This is a genomic window from Diaphorobacter sp. B2A2W2 (genome assembly GCF_056730635.1).
Genome location: NZ_JBWZOR010000012.1, coordinates 42,658 through 59,215, shown reverse-complemented (window position 1 = coordinate 59,215; position 16,558 = coordinate 42,658). Strand labels below are relative to the sequence as shown.

Here is a 16,558-nt window from a genome sequence, read left to right as displayed (position 1 = left end):
TCATCGGTGCAGGCCCCGGGCGTGGCGACCTGGTTTTTGGGCATGGATCATGGGGCGCGGGAGGATGCCTCGGCGGCCAGCACGTTGGCGGCCCTGGGAGCGGCGCTCCACGCGCGCGCACTAGCACCCGTGCCAGGTCGATCCTCTGGCGCTGGTCAGGTCGCCTGGGGCAGCGCCTGCGGCAGGTAGCCCACGCGGTGCAGGTTTCTGAGGTGCTATTTAAAGAATAGCTGCTTGCGCTCACAGAGTAAGCGCTGGAGCCGAATTTTTATCGGACTCTTGCGACACCGCAGGGGCCGACCAGACGCTGTCCAGGGGGCCGCTGCGCACGCGCCGTGCCGTGGCGCGCGCCATCCACGCCAGTGCCAGCGCCCCCGCGAGCGCGGTGATGTCCACGCCCAGCAGCGCGCCGTCCACCCAGGCGCCGGCGCTGGGTGCCAACCAGCCCAGCAGGCTGGAGGCGGGGATGGCCAGCGTGCAGGCCACTGCCAGCCACAGCAGCGGCGCGGCCGCGCGCGCCGCGCCACGAATGAAGGCCCAGGCCACGCTGGCGAAAAACACCGCGTAGTAGACGCCCACGTGCCAGGCGGCCATGTCCTGCACGCGCCCAGGCAGCCACTTGGCTGCGGCCAAGGTCAGCGACAGGCCGGCCACGCAGCCAATGCACACGCCCACCGTCGCGGCGGCCATCAGGGCCGTGTCGCGCCGCTGCACGGGTGGGGCGCCGCTTGCGCCCATGCCCTTGCGTTGCGCCTTGCGCCGTGTCTCGACCCACAGCAGATTGCCGCTGTAGAACAGCCATGCGCCCGCCAGCCCCAGCAGGAAGTACAGCCACAGCACGGCCGTGCCACCGAACGAGGCCATGTGCAGCGCGAAGAAGCTGCTGATGAGCAGGTTGGGCGTACTCTGCGCGCCTGGGAGGTAGTCGGCCGACAGGAGCTTGCCGCTGTACGGATCGATCGCGGCAAACCCGCCCATGGCGCGCGGCGCGATGTCCTGGGGGTGTTTGCCCCACACACGCACCAGGGGCCGCGGGCCCGTCACTTGCGCGTAGTGCAGGGCGGTGGGCTCGAAGCCCGGCGCCGCTTGCCTGGCGATACGCACGAGCTGCGATGGCAGGAGCATGTCGGCGGGGTCGCGCGCGGACGCGGCGCCGGGCGGTGCCGGGGGCCTGGCGGAGGACTGCGACCACTGGCCCTGGTGCAGCAGCCTGTCCTGCAGGGCATAGATCTGGTCATGGTAGGCGAACACCACGGCGCTCAGTGCCATGACCATGTGAAACGGCAGGCTGACGATGCCCACCACGTTGTGCGCGTCCAGCCACATGCGCTTGGTGTTCTTGCCCACGCGCAGTGCGAAGAAATCCTTGGCCAGCGAGGGCAGCAGCACCACGACGCCGGAGACCAGCGCCACGAAGTACAGCGCCGAGACCGCCCCCATGACCCAGCGGTTCGGGTCCGAATCCACGGGCAGTCCGACGACGCGGTGCAGCACGTCGATGAACTCCACCAGCCGTGATGGTGGTTGTTCGCGCACCTGCAAGCTGCCGTCCGCGCCCAGCGTGGCGGAGTAGTGGCGGGCGGCGCCCTCGTCGTGGTCGTCGGCGCCGGGCGCGCGTACCTGCCATTCCAGGCGCGGAATAGCGCCATCGCCCCGCAGCGAGAGCACCGTGGCGCGCACGGAGGGGGGCACGGTGGCCAGGGTTTGCGCGATGAGCGGCTGTGCCTCGTCCATCGGCACGGGCTGCATGCCGGCCGCGGGCGGCGTGGACCATTGGCGCAAGGGCTCCTTGAACACCGTGAGCGCCCCGGCGTAGAACGCGATGAACAGCGCCAGGCCGCTCAGGATGCCCGTCCAGGTATGAACGGACTTGTAGATGCGAACGTGGTCGGCCCTCATGCCGCGCCCCCTTGCCACAGCAGCCACCACAGGCCCAGGCCCACGGCATTGGCGCCCAGCAGCCAGGCCCAGGCGTGCCGGCCGCTTCTGAAGAAATACACGCCGGACAGCACGCCCAGCCACACCGGGGGCACCAGCCACATGGCGAGCTGCCCGCCCAACGCAAGCGGCATGCCGCGCAGTTGCGTCATCAGCAGGGCTGAGGCGATAAGGGCCAGGCAAAGGCCCAGCACCAAGCCGGCCAGGGTTTTGGAGACCCAGTCGGGCCGGATGGGGTCATGGCGTGCGGCGGGCATGGATCAGTGCTCCTGCATAGGGCAGTACGGCGAGCGCCAGCATCAGCGTGGTGCCCAGGACGAAGGCGGCGGCCAGGCGGTGCAGGTCCTGCACCAGCGCCAGCCAGGCGAGCAGCAGCAGCGCCGCGGCCGCGATGCGTGCGGGGCGGCGAGGCCAGGGCGCCGCCCACAGGCGCTGGTGGGGCGAGGCCGCGTAGAGGCACAGGCAGGCCAGCGTGCTGGTGGCCAGGCCGAGGAGGGTGAAGACGGGCATGGCGTGCGTCGGGCATTGGGCAGCGGTCCCGGCCGCATGCATGCGGCCGGCGGGGCGCGCTGAGCCTCGTCAGAACGAGACCGTTGCGGACACCTTGAAGGTGCGTGGTGCGCCAGGCATCACGAAGCCATCGCCGAACGTGCCGATCCAGTAGTTCTTGTCGGTCACGTTCTCCACGCTGGCGTTGAAGCGCACGGGGGTGGCGCCGAAAGTGGCGGCGTAGCTGGCGTTCAGGTCCAGGCGGTTCCACGACGGTACGCGGATGCGGTTGCCGGAGTCGGCCCATTGTGAGCCGGTGTGGATCACGCGGCCCCCCACCTTCAGGCCCTGCACAGGGGTCTGCCAGTCGGCGCCGATGCGCAGCCGCCATTCCGGCACGCCAAAGGTTTCCCGGCCGGTGTTGCGCTGCTCGGACTCGATGCGCGTGATACCGCCCAGCAGCGACAGGTTCTCGGCCAGCATGCCGTACAGGCTCCACTCCAGACCGCGCAGGCGCTGCTCGCCGTCCTCCACCAGGGCGGCGGGGGCAACGCCGGTGAACGAGGGGCGCTTGATCTGGTAGGCGCTAAAGGTGTGCGTCAGCGCACCCGTTTGCAGCTTCACGCCGAGCTCCGCCTGCTTGGTGACGCGGGGGGCGAGCGATTCGCCCGCGTTGGCATAGCCCACGCCCACGGTCTGGCCGGGCTCCAGCCCCTCGGTGTAGTTGCCGAACAGGGCAATATCGTCACCCCAGGGGCGCACGACGGCGGCCACCATGGGCGAGAAGCGGCTCTTGCTGTAGTCGCTGGCCACGCCGTTCACCAGCGGCGTCTTCACCGTCTGGTGGCGCCCGCCCACGGTCAGCAGCAGCTTCTCGCCGGCGAAGGCGAGGGTGTCGGCCACGGCCAGCGAGCGGAACTCGGTCTCGGTGGTGTAGCCCTTCCACACCGGCGCCGCCGGGAAGTTGGGGACCACCGGCTCGTACATGTTCGTGGTGTAGCAGTAGTTGCAGGCCGTGTTCACGCTCCCTTCCTTGTGCTTGAGGAGATTGGCAGACAACTGCAAGCGGTGGCGGACAGCGCCCGTCTCGAACTTGCCGATCACCCCGGCCTCGGCCGTGCGGCGCTCGGACTGGGTGTGCACGTGGTAGATCGCGCCGCGGGTGGTGCCGTCCGCGCCGGTGACGAAGGCGCGGGTGCCGAACAGCAAGCCCTTGCCCTCGGCTTCGGAGCCGCCCAGCGCGAAGTAACCCTGCCAGTCCTGTGTGAAGTCGAACTCCGCGCGGGCCAGCGCGCCGCTGTTGTCGTACTTGCCATGGGTGCCACGGAACATGTTGGTGTCACCCGAGGGTGCCTCCAGCAGGTAGCCGACGCCGCGGATGGACGCATTGCCCAGGAAGTTGAAGATGCCGGGGCTGCCGTTGTCGATCTTGTTGACGCTGTTGTACAGGTCCAGCGAGAAGCGGGAGCGGTCGCCCAGGTAGTCCAGTCCCAGCGCGCCGACGCGGCGGGTCTGGCTCTCGTCCTTGGCGCCCATCTCGCCATCGCCGTAAACACCATTGAAGCGCACGCCCAGGCGCTTTTCATCACCGAAGCGTTTGCCCACGTCGGCGTGGGCCTGGAAGTAGGAGTGCGTGCCATAAGTCAGCGTCAGGTCCGCAATGGGTTGGGCCAGCGCACGCTTGGTCACCATGTTCACGGTGCCTGCCACGCTGGACAGGGGCGGCATGCCGGAGAGCAGCACGTTCGGCCCGCGCAGCACCTCCACGCGCTCGAACATTTCGATCGGCACCGAGTTGGACGGCGCGATGCCGTACAGGCCATTGGTGGCGATGTCCATCGCGTTCATGTCCAGGCCGCGCAGGTTGAAGTTCTGCAGCATGTGGTTCTTGTTGGTGGTGAAGACCACGGCCGCGTCGTTCTCCAGCACGTCCTGCAGCGTGAGGGCCGACCAGTCCTCGGCGAGTTCGCGGGTGTAGGCGTTGACGTGCACGGGCGCCTCCATGATGGAGGTGGCCCCCAGGATGCCCAGGCGCGCGCCCGAGGCGGCCTTGTGGCCGGGCGCACGCACGGGCAGGTCCTCGCGCTCGTATTTGCTGCGCACGGTGACTTGCGGCAGGGCGGCGGCCTCACCTGCGGCGGGCGCTGCCGTCTGGGCCAGGGCCGCCGAGCCGGCCCCGGTTGCCAGCAGCGCCAGCGCGATGGAATGGAGCCGCGGTTGGCGGATCGAAGGGTTCTGCATGGTTCTATCCTCAAGCACAAAAAAACGATGTCTGGTGGAGGGGCGCTACGGCGTGCCTTCGGCTGCAGGTGTGCATGCGTGCCACTGCACCGCCAGCGGGTGCTTGCGCGAGAACAACTTCACGTGCTCGTCGATGGCGAAGCGCACGCGCGCCAACTGCTGCGCGTCCTGCGCACGGCATGCGAAGTGCAGCGCGGTGTCGTCGGCGTGCATGTCGCACAGGCCCCAGGGGAACTCGGCGTGGCCCTCGTGCTCGTCATAGCGCACGGCGATCTTTCGACTGAAGTGGTGGCACAGGCGCTGCAGCCAGCGGCTAGCCTCGGGGGTGCGCACATGGCCGAGGGCGTGGATCATGGGACGTCGTGTGTGGGGGAGATCGCTTCGTCGGCCAGCACCAGGGGGTGGCCCAGGCTGCAGCGTTCCACGCGCGCGCGCACGCCATAGGCGGCTTGCAGCAGCGGGGGCGTGAGGACCTCGGCCGGGCGGCCGGCGGCGAGGAGGCGGTTGTGCGGGTGGCCCTGGCCCAGCACCACGATGTGGTCGCAAAAACGCAAGGCCAGGTTCAGATCGTGCACTGCGATCACGGCGAGCGTTCGCCCTTCGGCAACCAGGGCGCGCACGGCGTGCAGCACCCTTAGTTGCCAACGCAGGTCGAGCGCGCTGGTGGGCTCGTCCAGCAGCATCAGGCGCGGCGCACGCACCAGCACCTGGGCCAGACCGACCATCTGACGCTGCCCGCCGGAGAGTTCGGCCAGGGGGCGCAGGGCCAGCGCATCGAGTTCCAGCGCGGCGAACACGCCGGCGATGGCGGCCTCGGCTGGTTCGCGGCCCAGTTCGGGGCGGCTCGCGCGCAGCGCGCTCAGCATGGCCTCGTAGGCCACGAGCGAGGTGGCCTGGGGCAGTGCCTGGGGCAGGTAGCCCACGCGGCGCAGGCGTGCGCGCGGCGGCAGGGTGGCGAGGTCGGTGCCGTCCAGCAGCACCTGTCCGCGTGCCGGCCGCAGCCCGGCAATGGCCTTGAGCAGCGTGGACTTGCCCACGGCGTTCGGGCCGACGAGCGCCACGAGCGCGCCTGGGGCGACGCATTCCAGGTCCAGCTCTTCGAATACGGGCCGGCGCGGGTAGCCCACGCTCAGGCGGCGCAGCTCCAGCCCCACGCTCATGCGCCCCTCCGGCGGCCCAGCACCAGGGCCAGGAACATGGGCACGCCCACCAGCGCGGTGATGATGCCGATGGGCAGGACCACGCCGGGCACCAGCACCTTGCTGAGGATGGAGGCGCCCGAGAGCATGAGCGCGCCCGCAAGTGCAGCCCCCGGCAGGTAGTAGCGGTGGTCCTCGCCCAGCAGCAACCGCGCGATGTGCGGCCCCACCAGGCCCACGAAGCCAATTGTTCCCACGAACGAGAGCGCCGTGGCTGCGAGCAGGCTCACGCGCAACAACGTGATGAGGCGCAGCCGCTCGACCGCGATGCCGAAGCTGCGGGCCTGGTCCTCGCCAGCGCGCAGCGCGGTGAGCGGCCAGGCATTCCTGGCGGACCAGACCGCGCACAGCAACAGCACGGCGGCCACGAGGGCGATCTTGTTCCAGGTGGCGCGCGCGAGACTGCCCATGGTCCAGAAAACGATCTGCTGCAGCGCATTGCTGTCGGCGATGAACTGCATGAGCCACAGCAGCGCCTCGAAGCTGAACAGCAGCGCGATGCCGAACAGCACCACCGTGTCCACCGTGGCGCCGTAGCGCCACGCAAGCAACTGGATCAGCAGCGTGGCCGCCGCCGCGCAGACGAAGGCTGAGAGCGGGACGGCCAGGTTCTCGCCGAAGGCCATGAGTGTGAAGCCGCCCACGACGGCGATGGATGCGCCGACGGCCGCTGCTGCCGACAGGCCCAGCGTGAAGGGGCTGGCCAGCGGGTTGTTGAGTGCGGTCTGCATCTCAGCGCCCGCCAGGCCCAGGGACGCGCCCACTAGCAATGCCATCACCGCGTAGGGCAGGCGCACCTCCCAGAGGATTACGCGCTGCTCCAGGGACAGGCTGCCGGGTTGCAGCAGCCCGGCCGCTACGTCGGTGAACGGCAGGCCGGAAGGGCCGGTGGCGAGATCGAGCGCGAGCGTGAGGCAGAGCACCACGGCCATGGCTGCCAGCAGCCACAGGCGCAGCGCGGCAAAGCGGCGATAGCGCGCGGCCAGCGCGGTCATGCGCCGTCTCCGATGGCGAGCGCCAGCGCCTGCTGCACGGCGGGCGCCATGCTGTCCCCATGGCCGGCGCCGGGAAAAGACAGGAAGCGCCAGTCCAGTCCCGGCGTGCCGCGCAGGCCGTCGAGCAGCGTGTGCAGGTGCTCGGCGCTGCGCCGCTCGCGTGCGATGGCGGCGCGGGCGGGGTCGGCGGGCCGTTGTGCCTCGCGCTCGCCCAGGGTGACGAGCAGGCGCACAGGGGCCGCATCGCCGCGGCGTGCGGCGCGAAAGCCTGCCTGTTCCTGCAGGATGAAGCCGTCGCGCCACCACACGGACGGGCTTGCGGCCACGTAGTTCTGAAAGCCACCGGGCCGTGTGAACAGCGCGTGCAACACGCACAGGCCACCATAGGAATGGCCGAAGAGGGTCTGCCGCGCCATGTCAGTGCGCACGGCCCGCTCCACCTGCGGACGCACCGTGGCGTGGATGAAATCGAGGAAGGTGTCGGCTCCGCCCTCGCGGCGGCCGCGCCCGTCCGTGGCAGGGCCGGGTGCGGATGGCGTGTAGTCGTAGGTGCGCGCGTCCAGGTCCAGCACCCGGTCGCCGGCATAACCCAGGCCCACCACCACGGCGCCCTGCGCCGGGGTGCCGGGGCCGCGCGCGAAGCGATTGCGCATGAGTTGCGCGGCAAGCGCGAACACCAGGTCGCCATCCAGCACGTAGAGCACGGGCCAGCCCTGCGGGGGCGGAGCCGCGGGCGGCGCCGCCAGCATGATGCGGTGCGTGTGGCCGCCGGAGGCGACGTCGATGCAGCGCGTGCCCGGCAGCGCGACGGGGGGCGCCTGCTCCAGCGTCAGCCGTGCGCAGCCGGGCAGGGCCGACAGGGCGCCCAGGCCCAGCAGGGTGCGGCGGGTGTAGGTGAGCGAGACGGAAGCACTTGCGCCCGGGGCTGTGGCGTGCGTTTCTGGGAGCTGCGCGGCAAGGCTCATGGCGTGAGCGCCGTCCAGTAGACGCCTTCCAGTGCAATCGGCTGGAAACGCGCGTACATCGTCTGCAGCGTGGCACGCGGGTCGAGGTCGGCGAACAGCGTGGGGTGCAGCCACTGGGCGAACACCTGCACGGCCACCACGTTGAACGGCGAGTTGTAGAAGTGGTGCCACATGGCGTAAGCGCGGCCTTCCCGGACGGCCTGCAACTGCGCGATGCCGCGGCGCTGCACTGCGCGCGCGAGCGAGGCACGCGCTGCCTCGAGCGTGGCGTCGGCGCCGAGTACGACGCGCAGCGGCGTTTGCCGGGCCGCGGCCAGCGTGCCGATGCCCGTGCCGATGTACACGCGCGGCTGTCGCGCGATCAGGAACTCGGGGTTCAACGTGCCGAATTCTCCCGGCACCAGTCCGCGGGCTACGTTGTGTGCGCCGGCCGCGTCCAGCAGTTTGCCGACCAGGCCCACCATGGTGTCGCAGCAGCCTTCGGACAGGCCCACGCGGTTTTCCAGGAACACCGTGGGGGCAGTGGGACGTGCCTGGGCGAGGCGGTCGGTGACCACCGCGAGCTGTGTGCGCCAGAATTGCACGAACGCTTCGGCCTCGCGCTTGTTGCCCAGCACTTCGCCCAGCAGCAGCATGCTGCGTGGTGTGTTGGCAAGGGGCTCGTGACGCAGGTCGATGAACACCACCGCGATACCCGCGGCTTCCAGGCGCGCCAGGGTCTCGCGGTCGCGCTCGCTGGGGCCGTGGCCGCCCGCGAGCCCCAAGATCGCCACCTGCGGCCGCAGTGCGATGGCTTGCTCGTCGCTGAAACTGCCGCTGCTCGTGCGGCCCACGCGGGGTACCTGGTCGATCTGCGGGAAGCGGCGCTTCCATTGCGCGTAGCCGGCCTCGTCAAGCTTCTCGAACTCCCCCATCATGCCGACCAGCCGGCGCAGGGGGTTGTCCTTGTCGAATACGGCCAGTGCGGGCAGCAGGCGCCCTTCGCCGAGCAGAATGCGCTCGACCTTGGCGGGTATGCGCACCGTGCGGCCCGCAAGGTCGGTCACCGTCAAGGTGCTCTGGGCATGGGCCGCGAAGAGAGCGCACAGCGAGATCAATGCGCTGGTGAGCATCCAGCGCAGGCAGCGGAAAGGGGAAGGCATGTTGCGGAGATCCAAGGCAGCGATCAGCAGTGCTGCGGGTTGCGAATCGCTAATTTTATTGAGAATGATTTGCATTGGCGAATTGAGACTGCTAGCATCCCACATGCCGCCGTTGCCTTTGTTTGCCGCGCCAACAAAGATGTTTGCTTGCCCTGGGGTTCGGTGCGCTTTACCGTCGTCTTTTTCCTTCGAGGCTCGCAGTTCGCCATGCACGGCCATTTCCCATGCTCACCGTCCGCCAGCGCCTCCCCTTGCTGCGTTGTGACGCCCGGCAATCCGCCCGCCGAGCCTGCGCTGCGCGATCACCTGGCGCGCCTGCGCGAGTTGCGGCCAGGCCTGCTGCTGCACTGGGAGGATGCGCCGGAGGCGGGGGATCTCACCGTGCAGGCCGAGATCGAAGCGGGTCTGCGCATCGTGCTGCTGCTCGAAGGCGCGGTGGATGTCTCCTATGGCGCCCAACGCGTGGCGCTGGCCAGCGCACGCGGCGGGGCCAGCGCCGTGCTGGTAGCGGTGGCCGAGCAGGAGCAGCTCACGCGCCGCACGCGACGGGGCGTGTATTCGCGCCGGGTCAATCTGGGCCTGGGGCACAACTGGCTGGCGCAATGCGGCGCGTTTCCAGGCGTGCTGGACGACTTCATGCACCGGCATCTCGAGACGCGGCCCTGGCAGGTGTCCCCGCGCGCCGTGGCGATCGCCGAGCAGATCGTGCATCCGCCGCAACTGGAGCCGCTGCTGCAGAGCATCTACCTGGAGAGCCGCGCGCTGGAACTGGCGGGCGAGGCGCTAGGCACGCTCCACCAGCACCCCACTGCACCGCCTGCGCCTGCACCGGCCGCGCTGCGTCCGCGCGAACACCAGCGCCTGCGCGAACTGCATGCATTCCTGGGCTCGGGCCAGGCCGACGGCCTGTCGCTCGACGAGATTGCGCGCCACGCGGGCGTGAACGCCAACACGCTGCAGCGACAGTTCCGCGCCGTCTACGGCACCACCGTGTTCGACCATCTGCGCGATTGCCGCCTGCAGCGCGCACGCCATGCGCTGGAGCATGAGGGTCTCACCGTGGGGCAGGCGGCGGGGGTGGCGGGCTACACCAGTGCGGCCAACTTCGCCACCGCGTACCGGCGGCGCTTTGGCCACCCTCCTAAGCTGGCCCGTTCGCGGGTGTAGCCAACGGGCGCCATCACGACACCAGCGCCTGCTTGGCGCCGCTGGTGGAGGTCCGTAGGTCTAGCGGGCCGCTCGACACCAAGGCGCAGGCTAGCTATGAGTCAAAAGTGCTTGTAACGCTTATGGGGAAAGCGCTATAAGCTACAAAATAAATAGCAAAATCACGTATTGCCCACATAAGGATTGCTGCGGCGCTCGCGCCCGAAGGTGCTCTCCGGCCCGTGCCCAGGGATAAACACCGTCTGGTCGCCCATTGGCCACAGGCGCTGGGTGATGCTGTCGATCAGTTGCTGGTGGTTGCCGCCAGGAAAGTCCGTGCGGCCGATGCTGCCCGCGAACAACACGTCGCCCACGAAGGCGCGGTCGATCTGCGGTGCATGGAACACCACGTGGCCGGGCGTGTGGCCGGGACAGTGGCGCACGTGCAATGTTTCGCGGCCGATGGTGACCGTGTCGCCGTCCTGCAGCCAGCGCGTGGGTGTGAACTGCCGCGCGGGCGGAAAGCCGAACATGGCGCTTTGCTGCGGCAACGCATCGATCCAGTACTGGTCGCCCGTATGCGGTCCGATGATGGGCAGGGACAGCCGCTCGGCCAGCTCGCCCGTACCACCGGCGTGGTCGATGTGCGCGTGCGTAAGCCAGATGGCCTTCAGTTGCAGGCCCAGGTGCTGCACTTCTGCCACCAGGGCATCCAGGTCGCCCCCGGGGTCGATGACCGCGGCGTCCATCGTTTCATCGCACCAGACGATGGAGCTGTTTTGCTGGAACGCAGTGACGGGGAGGGTGCGGTAGTGAAGCATCCGTCCATTGTCGCGGCACGCCGCTGGGGTCACAAAAAGTGCCCCGCACAAAGCGGGGCACACTTGCTTGTGGTTGGGAACGCGCGGGTGCTTAAAGCACCGATGAAGTCCCGCGCGTGGCGCGCATCCCTGTTGGGGCGGCCTGCGGTGCTGCAAGTCCTCGTAATGGCGACAGCCATCGCGGCGGTTGCGCCTTGCAGCCCCTCAGGGCGCGTGCCATCGCGCCGACCAGTGCGGCATCGCCTTAGCGGTTGTCGTTCTTGTGGCTCTGGCTGCCTGCGCGTGCGTGTTGCTCGCTGGTGCCGCCACGGGTGCCGCCCGATGGAGAGTTGTCGGAATCGCCGGCATTCCTGGAGCCGCCCGACGAGGCGTTCGAGCCCTGTCCGCCATGGCTCTTGGAGCCTGCTTCGCGTGCCTCTTGCGAATTGAACTCGTGGGCATTGCCCGACGCATGCGAGGCGCGGCCGCCTTCGGCAGCGATCTCGCGCTGACGGTCCTTGTCCATCGACGCGAAGCCGCGGCCCGAAGACTGGTTTTGCTGGGTGTCGCGGTTGTTGCTATCGCGATTGTTGTCCTGTGGATTGGTGTTGGCCATGTGAACGCTCCTGTTGGGTTGAGAAAGTGCACGAACAAGAATTGCTGCGTGTGGAATCACTTTCTGACCCGCAATGGGACGCTGCCGTGGTCCGGGGCCTACGTCTGCGTAGGATCGCCTTGTCAAAGGCCGTGTGAGCGATCTTGGAGGCCCGCGGCCGCCCTGGCGGCGGAGCGGCGCACCGCCAACGCGCCCGCCGCCAGGCCCAGGGCGAACATGGCGTACACGCCGGCAAGGGCGCGCCGCGAAAGGTGATGCTCGAAACCTGGCGTCAGCCGCTCGGGCGTGTACTGAAAGTCCACCACGCAGGCGATGGCGCTGGTCGCCGCCGCGCCGGCCACCACCACAGCCGGCTGCTGCGCGCGAGGCGAGCGCCCCCGGACTGCGGCATGCAGTCCCGCCCACCACACCGATGCGCAGTGGTGGATGAAAAACCCCACCAGCGTGTGACGGCCGCTGATGCCCCGCTGGAACAGGGCGCGCCGGCCCCAGCGCCAGTGGCTGACGGCGTTGAGCGGTGCGGCGGCGCTGCGCAACTCCCGGTACCCGGCCCATCCCAGCGCCAGCGCAGACAGCACGCTGGCGCAGCTGCCAGCCACCCACGCCTCGCGCAGGACACTCTGGCGGTGCGACCGGTGGTGGGCTTGTGGGTTGTGCGGGACTGACGGCATGGGCAACTCCTGGGGTGGGATAACCCAGTGTGGGTCCTGCAGCCCGACGGCGGTGTAGGAAGACCGCCGACAGCTGCCGGCTGCAAGTGCGTATGCGCGACCTGGCCCTGGAGGCGATGCAGCGCAGGGGCACACCGTGCGCATTCCGCGGGCTGTCTATAGCCTGAGCGGTGCTGGGGTGCCGGCATCTCTGGCCTTCGTGGCGATCTTCTGGCTGACGGCGGCCAACCCATCGCCGTAGGCGGCCGGCCGCTCAGTGCCTTCAGCGCTTGCCTATGGCTTAACCCGGTATCGCTTCCGGCACGGTTGCAAGGGATAAAACGCAGTATCGCCGCCGCGCAACGTACCTCGTTCATCTGCATGACTTGCCGCGCGCACATGGACGCGCGCGGGCTGCCGCTGCCTGCCACCGGCCCGCTTGATGGGGGGAGCGGGATGTGGCCGCCTCAGTCGGCGGCCAGTCCCACCGCGCCCAGGCGGCGCGCAATGGCCTCGCGCACGTTGCGCACGTGTTGCATGCCGGCTGCGTCGGCCGCGGCGGCGTCGCCCGCCAGGACGGCGTCGCACATCGCCTGGTAGTCGCGCATGCGCACCTGCTGCAGCGTGGCGGGGCGGTGCTGTGCGTACACGATCGGCATGTGGATGGAGGGCAGCAGGCGGCGCAGTTCGCGGCTGCCGCTGGCGGCCAGCAGCGCGCGGTACATGCCGCGGCGCGCGCTGGCGAAGGCGTCGGCGTCCTGGCTGCGGTCGGCCTCATGCAGCTGCGCCAGGGCTGCCTGGATGGGCGCTGTGGGTGCACCGTGGGCGATGCCGCGCGCCGCGCTGCGCGCGAGCAGGCCGGTCATGCGCTCGGCCACGTCCAGCACCTCCAGCGTTTCCTGGGGCGAGAGAGTGCGTATGGCAGCCCCTTTGTTGCGAAACAGGTCCACCAGTCCCTGGGCGGCCAGGCGCTGAAGCGCCTCGCGCACCGAGTTGCGGCTCACGCCGAACTGCGCGGCCAGGTCCACCTCCACCAGCCGCTGGCCGGGCACGAAGCGCTGCTGCGCCAGCCCCTGCACGATGCCGTGGAACACCGCGTCGGCGGCGCTCTGCGGGGTGTCGGCCCCGGTATCGGGCGAATCGGGTAAGGGCTGGGCGATGGAGGTCATGAGCGGGCGAGAGATTGCGCGCCAACGTTAGCACAACGGCTGGGGTATTGTTTTCAAAATTGTTCAACAATATCATCTGCAATATGCCAGGTGTTCTGGTTGACCTTCTACGAGGCCCGCATGGACTTTTCTCTCTCCCCTGAACTGCGCGCATTGCGCGACAAGGTGCGGCAATTCATCGCCGAACAGGTAATCCCCCTGGAAAACGACGAGCGCCAGTCCCACCACGGCCCGAGCGAGGCGTTGCGTGACGAGCTGGTGGCGCGCGGCAAGGCGGCAGGGCTGCTCACGCCCCATGCGTCGCGCGCCATGGGTGGCATGGGCCTCACGCATGTGGAAAAGGCCGTGGTGTTCGAGGAGGCCGGCTACTCCTGGCTGGGCCCCACGGCACTCAACATTCACGCGCCGGACGAGGGCAACATCCACCTGATGGAAGAGGTGGCCACGCCCGCGCAGAAGGAGCGCTGGCTGCGCGGCCAGGTGGCCGGCGACTGGCGCTCGTGCTTCGCCATGACCGAGCCCGCGCCCGGCGCGGGGGCGGACCCGTCCATGCTGGACACCACGGCCGTGCGGGATGGCGACGACTACGTGATCAACGGCCGCAAGTGGTTCATCACCGGCGCAGAAGGCGCGCACTACGCCATCGTCATGGCGCGCATGGAGGATGGTTCGGCCACCATGTTCCTGACCGACATGGACAAGCCCGGCATCGTGCTGGAGCGCAACATGGACGCCATGGATGCCTGCTTCACCGGCGGGCACGGTGTGCTGCGTTTCGACAACCTGCGCGTGCCCGCAGCCGATGTGCTGGGCGAGGTGGGCAAGGGCTTTCGCTACGCCCAGGTGCGCCTGGCGCCCGCGCGCCTTACGCACTGCATGCGCTGGCTGGGCCAGGCGCGCCGCGCGCACGATACGGCGCTGGAATACGCGCGCAAGCGCCACGCCTTCGGCAAGCCGCTGGCCGAGCACGAGGGCGTGGGCTACATGCTGGCCGACAACGACATGGACCTGCACACCGCGCGCCTGCACATCTGGCACACCGCATGGATGCTGGACCAAGGCGAGAAGTGCAACTTCGAATCGAGCCGCGCCAAGGTGGTGTGTTCCGAGGCCGAGTGGCGCGTGGTGGACCGCAGCGTGCAGATCCTGGGCGGGCAGGGCGTGACGGGCGAGACGCCGGTGATGCGCATCTTCACCGACATGCGGGCCTTTCGCATCTACGACGGCCCGAGCGAGGTGCACCGCTGGAGCATGGCGCGCAAGCTCGTGCACATGGCCGAGAAGGCCGCCGCAGCCAAGGAGGTGGCATGAGCGATACATTGACGCCCTTTCGCCTGGACGGCCGCGTGGTGCTGGTCACCGGCGCATCGAGTGGCCTGGGCCAGCATTTCGCGCGGCTGCTGGCTTCGGTAGGCGCTTGCGTAGCCGTCGCCGCGCGCCGGGCCGACAAGCTGCAGGGCGTGGTGGATGACATCGCCGCCGCGGGCGGCGAGGCGCGGGCGTTCACGCTGGACGTGACGGACGCCGCCAGCGTGCGCGCGTGCCTGGACGCCGTGGGCGCCTGGGGCGTGCCCGATGTGGTCATCAACAACGCGGGCGTCACGGTGACGCGCCCGCTGCTGGAGCAGACCGAAGAAGACTTCGACCAGGTGCTGGACACCAACCTCAAGGGCTGCTGGCTTGTCGCCACCGAGGCGGCGCGCCGCATGGTGGCCGCGGGCAAGGGCGGCGCGATCGTCAATGTGGCTTCCATCCTGGGCGAGCGCGTGGCGGGCGGCGTGGCGCCGTATGCAATCTCCAAGGCCGGCGTGGTCCAGGCCACCAAGGCCATGGCGCTGGAGCTGGCGCGCCACCGCATCCGCGTGAACGCGCTGCTGCCCGGCTACGTGGTGACCGACCTGAACCGCGACTTCCTCACCAGCGAGGCGGGCGACAAGCTGCGCAGCCGCATCCCCAGCCGGCGCTTTGGCGCGCTGACGGACCTGGACGGGCCGCTGCTGTTGCTGGCGTCCGACGCCGGCGCCGCCATGTCGGGCGCCACGGTGGCGGTCGACGGCGCGCACCTGGTGAGTTCGCTATGAGCGGGGCATCCACTTCTTTGCCGCTGGACGCGCTGGGCGACTACCTGCGCGCGCAGGGCCTGGCGGGCACGGGGCCGCTCGCGGCCACGGTACTGGCGGGCGGGCAGTCCAACCCCACCTTTCGCATCACCACGGCGGAAGGCCGCAATTACGTGCTGCGCAAGAAGCCCCCGGGGGCGCTGATCGCATCGGCCCACGCCATCGACCGCGAGTACCGCGTGATGCGCGCGCTGCAGGACACGGCCGTGCCCGTGCCGCGCATGCTGGCCTATTGCGACGATGCGGCGCTGCTGGGCACGCCGTTCTACGTGATGGAGTTTCTGCAGGGCCGAGTGCTCATGGACCAGTCGCTGCCCGGCGTGGAACCGGCCGAGCGCACCGCCATCTACCGCGAGATGAACCGCGTGATCGCCGCACTGCACGCCGTGGATTACGCCGCCGTGGGCCTGGCCGACTACGGCAAACCTGGCAACTACGTGGGCCGCCAGGTCGCGCGCTGGTCGCGCCAGTGCCGCGAGGCCACGGTGCCCGTCACGCCGGCGATGGAGCGGCTCATGGACTGGTTGCCCCAGCACCTGCCGCAGGACGACGAGACCACGCTGGTGCATGGCGACTACCGCTTGGACAACCTCGTGTTCCACCCCAGCGAGCCGCGCGTGATCGGCGTGCTGGACTGGGAACTGTCCACGCTGGGCCACCCGCTGGCCGACCTGGCCTACCAGTGCATGGCCTGGCGCATCCCGCCCACCCTGTGGCGCGGCATCGGCGGGCTCGATCTCACGGCGCTGGGCATCCCTCAGGAAAGCGAGTACGTGGGCTGGTACGAGCAGGCCACCGGACGCCAGGCGGCGGAGCACTGGGACTTCTACCTGGCCTACAACCTGTTCCGCATGGCGGCCATCCTGCACGGCATCGCCCAGCGGGCGCAGGACGGCAATGCCGCGGCCGCCGATGCGGTGGAGACGGGCGCCAAGGCCGGACCGCTGGCCGAACTGGGCTGGGAGGCGGCGCAGCGTTACATGGCCGGGCGCCAGTAAGCAGGTCGCTATGGAAATAGAAGCTGTTCGCGCTGGATATGTAAGCTTTTCCATGCGAAAGCGCGTGGAAAACGCCGAACACCCGGCGCG

Annotated in this window: 17 protein-coding genes; 4 read left to right on the top strand and 13 right to left on the bottom strand. The window is 69.4% G+C overall.

Going from position 1 to position 16,558, the window contains the following annotated elements; translation table 11 throughout:
* Positions 1-240 precede the first annotated feature (240 nt).
* From AC1PPL_RS17070 to AC1PPL_RS17030, 9 genes are all read right to left on the bottom strand, one after another.
* Positions 241-1,899, bottom strand: a complete 1,659-nt coding sequence (locus AC1PPL_RS17070) for a PepSY-associated TM helix domain-containing protein (RefSeq protein WP_479973745.1) — start codon at positions 1,897-1,899, stop codon at positions 241-243.
* Entirely contained in the window at positions 1,896-2,195 is a 300-nt protein-coding gene (locus tag AC1PPL_RS17065) for a hypothetical protein (RefSeq protein WP_312791909.1), read from the bottom strand. Before AC1PPL_RS17065 ends, AC1PPL_RS17070 begins: the two co-directional genes overlap by 4 nt.
* The gene (locus AC1PPL_RS17060; protein ID WP_479973744.1) at positions 2,176-2,448 is read right to left on the bottom strand and encodes a hypothetical protein; all 273 of its coding nucleotides are present in this window, start codon (positions 2,446-2,448) and stop codon (positions 2,176-2,178) included. The genes AC1PPL_RS17065 and AC1PPL_RS17060 overlap by 20 nt, the downstream gene beginning before the upstream one ends.
* 69 nt (positions 2,449-2,517) lie before the next feature.
* Positions 2,518-4,668 carry a TonB-dependent receptor gene (locus AC1PPL_RS17055; RefSeq protein WP_479973743.1) on the bottom strand — a complete coding sequence of 717 codons (2,151 nt, stop codon included), beginning with the start codon at positions 4,666-4,668 and terminating at the stop codon, positions 2,518-2,520.
* 45 nt (positions 4,669-4,713) lie between these two features.
* The gene (locus tag AC1PPL_RS17050; protein ID WP_287803951.1) at positions 4,714-5,022 is read right to left on the bottom strand and encodes a DUF2218 domain-containing protein; all 309 of its coding nucleotides are present in this window, start codon (positions 5,020-5,022) and stop codon (positions 4,714-4,716) included.
* Positions 5,019-5,828 (bottom strand): ABC transporter ATP-binding protein, encoded by an 810-nt coding sequence (locus tag AC1PPL_RS17045; protein WP_424296785.1) that lies wholly within the window; start codon positions 5,826-5,828, stop codon positions 5,019-5,021. The genes AC1PPL_RS17050 and AC1PPL_RS17045 overlap by 4 nt, the downstream gene beginning before the upstream one ends.
* Positions 5,825-6,862, bottom strand: coding sequence for a FecCD family ABC transporter permease (locus AC1PPL_RS17040; protein WP_088887863.1), 1,038 nt, complete (start codon positions 6,860-6,862; stop codon positions 5,825-5,827). Before AC1PPL_RS17040 ends, AC1PPL_RS17045 begins: the two co-directional genes overlap by 4 nt.
* The gene (locus tag AC1PPL_RS17035) at positions 6,859-7,827 is read right to left on the bottom strand and encodes an alpha/beta hydrolase (protein ID WP_479973742.1); all 969 of its coding nucleotides are present in this window, start codon (positions 7,825-7,827) and stop codon (positions 6,859-6,861) included. The genes AC1PPL_RS17040 and AC1PPL_RS17035 overlap by 4 nt, the downstream gene beginning before the upstream one ends.
* Positions 7,824-8,969 (bottom strand): ABC transporter substrate-binding protein, encoded by a 1,146-nt coding sequence (locus AC1PPL_RS17030; protein WP_479973741.1) that lies wholly within the window; start codon positions 8,967-8,969, stop codon positions 7,824-7,826. Before AC1PPL_RS17030 ends, AC1PPL_RS17035 begins: the two co-directional genes overlap by 4 nt.
* Before the next feature lie 207 nt (positions 8,970-9,176).
* Between AC1PPL_RS17030 and AC1PPL_RS17025 the strand changes: the two genes are divergently transcribed.
* Positions 9,177-10,136 (top strand): helix-turn-helix transcriptional regulator, encoded by a 960-nt coding sequence (locus AC1PPL_RS17025; protein WP_123675289.1) that lies wholly within the window; start codon positions 9,177-9,179, stop codon positions 10,134-10,136.
* 161 nt (positions 10,137-10,297) lie between these two features.
* Here the strand turns inward: AC1PPL_RS17025 and AC1PPL_RS17020 are convergent, their stop codons facing one another.
* The 4 genes from AC1PPL_RS17020 to AC1PPL_RS17005 form a co-directional block, all read right to left on the bottom strand.
* Complete coding sequence (locus AC1PPL_RS17020) at positions 10,298-10,936, bottom strand: MBL fold metallo-hydrolase (RefSeq protein ID WP_172205423.1); 639 nt, start codon at positions 10,934-10,936, stop codon at positions 10,298-10,300.
* Positions 10,937-11,180: 244 nt separating this feature from the next.
* Entirely contained in the window at positions 11,181-11,531 is a 351-nt protein-coding gene (locus AC1PPL_RS17015) for a KGG domain-containing protein (RefSeq protein WP_479973740.1), read from the bottom strand.
* A 122-nt stretch (positions 11,532-11,653) separates the two neighbouring features.
* A complete protein-coding gene (locus AC1PPL_RS17010; protein ID WP_479973739.1) occupies positions 11,654-12,202 on the bottom strand; it encodes a hypothetical protein in 549 nt (182 codons plus the stop codon).
* A gap of 446 nt (positions 12,203-12,648) precedes the next feature.
* Positions 12,649-13,350, bottom strand: a complete 702-nt coding sequence (locus tag AC1PPL_RS17005) for a GntR family transcriptional regulator (RefSeq protein WP_313146791.1) — start codon at positions 13,348-13,350, stop codon at positions 12,649-12,651.
* Between the two features lie 120 nt (positions 13,351-13,470).
* On the opposite strand from AC1PPL_RS17005, the gene AC1PPL_RS17000 reads away from it, so the two are divergent.
* From AC1PPL_RS17000 to AC1PPL_RS16990, 3 genes are read left to right on the top strand one after another with little or no spacing between them, the layout of a single operon-like run.
* A complete protein-coding gene (locus AC1PPL_RS17000; RefSeq protein WP_252101685.1) occupies positions 13,471-14,661 on the top strand; it encodes an acyl-CoA dehydrogenase family protein in 1,191 nt (396 codons plus the stop codon).
* Positions 14,658-15,431, top strand: a complete 774-nt coding sequence (locus tag AC1PPL_RS16995) for an SDR family NAD(P)-dependent oxidoreductase (protein WP_479973738.1) — start codon at positions 14,658-14,660, stop codon at positions 15,429-15,431. The genes AC1PPL_RS17000 and AC1PPL_RS16995 overlap by 4 nt, the downstream gene beginning before the upstream one ends.
* Positions 15,428-16,468, top strand: a complete 1,041-nt coding sequence (locus AC1PPL_RS16990; RefSeq protein ID WP_479973737.1) for a phosphotransferase — start codon at positions 15,428-15,430, stop codon at positions 16,466-16,468. Before AC1PPL_RS16995 ends, AC1PPL_RS16990 begins: the two co-directional genes overlap by 4 nt.
* Positions 16,469-16,558 lie beyond the last annotated feature (90 nt).

Coding starts and splice junctions, on each gene's coding strand:
- AC1PPL_RS17070 (WP_479973745.1), bottom strand. CDS start 1,899: ATGAGGGCCGACCACGTTCGCATCTACAAGTCCGTTCATACCTGGACG.
- AC1PPL_RS17065 (WP_312791909.1), bottom strand. CDS start 2,195: ATGCCCGCCGCACGCCATGACCCCATCCGGCCCGACTGGGTCTCCAAA.
- AC1PPL_RS17060 (WP_479973744.1), bottom strand. CDS start 2,448: ATGCCCGTCTTCACCCTCCTCGGCCTGGCCACCAGCACGCTGGCCTGC.
- AC1PPL_RS17055 (WP_479973743.1), bottom strand. CDS start 4,668: ATGCAGAACCCTTCGATCCGCCAACCGCGGCTCCATTCCATCGCGCTG.
- AC1PPL_RS17050 (WP_287803951.1), bottom strand. CDS start 5,022: ATGATCCACGCCCTCGGCCATGTGCGCACCCCCGAGGCTAGCCGCTGG.
- AC1PPL_RS17045 (WP_424296785.1), bottom strand. CDS start 5,828: ATGAGCGTGGGGCTGGAGCTGCGCCGCCTGAGCGTGGGCTACCCGCGC.
- AC1PPL_RS17040 (WP_088887863.1), bottom strand. CDS start 6,862: ATGACCGCGCTGGCCGCGCGCTATCGCCGCTTTGCCGCGCTGCGCCTG.
- AC1PPL_RS17035 (WP_479973742.1), bottom strand. CDS start 7,827: ATGAGCCTTGCCGCGCAGCTCCCAGAAACGCACGCCACAGCCCCGGGC.
- AC1PPL_RS17030 (WP_479973741.1), bottom strand. CDS start 8,969: ATGCCTTCCCCTTTCCGCTGCCTGCGCTGGATGCTCACCAGCGCATTG.
- AC1PPL_RS17025 (WP_123675289.1), top strand. CDS start 9,177: ATGCACGGCCATTTCCCATGCTCACCGTCCGCCAGCGCCTCCCCTTGC.
- AC1PPL_RS17020 (WP_172205423.1), bottom strand. CDS start 10,936: ATGCTTCACTACCGCACCCTCCCCGTCACTGCGTTCCAGCAAAACAGC.
- AC1PPL_RS17015 (WP_479973740.1), bottom strand. CDS start 11,531: ATGGCCAACACCAATCCACAGGACAACAATCGCGATAGCAACAACCGC.
- AC1PPL_RS17010 (WP_479973739.1), bottom strand. CDS start 12,202: ATGCCGTCAGTCCCGCACAACCCACAAGCCCACCACCGGTCGCACCGC.
- AC1PPL_RS17005 (WP_313146791.1), bottom strand. CDS start 13,350: ATGACCTCCATCGCCCAGCCCTTACCCGATTCGCCCGATACCGGGGCC.
- AC1PPL_RS17000 (WP_252101685.1), top strand. CDS start 13,471: ATGGACTTTTCTCTCTCCCCTGAACTGCGCGCATTGCGCGACAAGGTG.
- AC1PPL_RS16995 (WP_479973738.1), top strand. CDS start 14,658: ATGAGCGATACATTGACGCCCTTTCGCCTGGACGGCCGCGTGGTGCTG.
- AC1PPL_RS16990 (WP_479973737.1), top strand. CDS start 15,428: ATGAGCGGGGCATCCACTTCTTTGCCGCTGGACGCGCTGGGCGACTAC.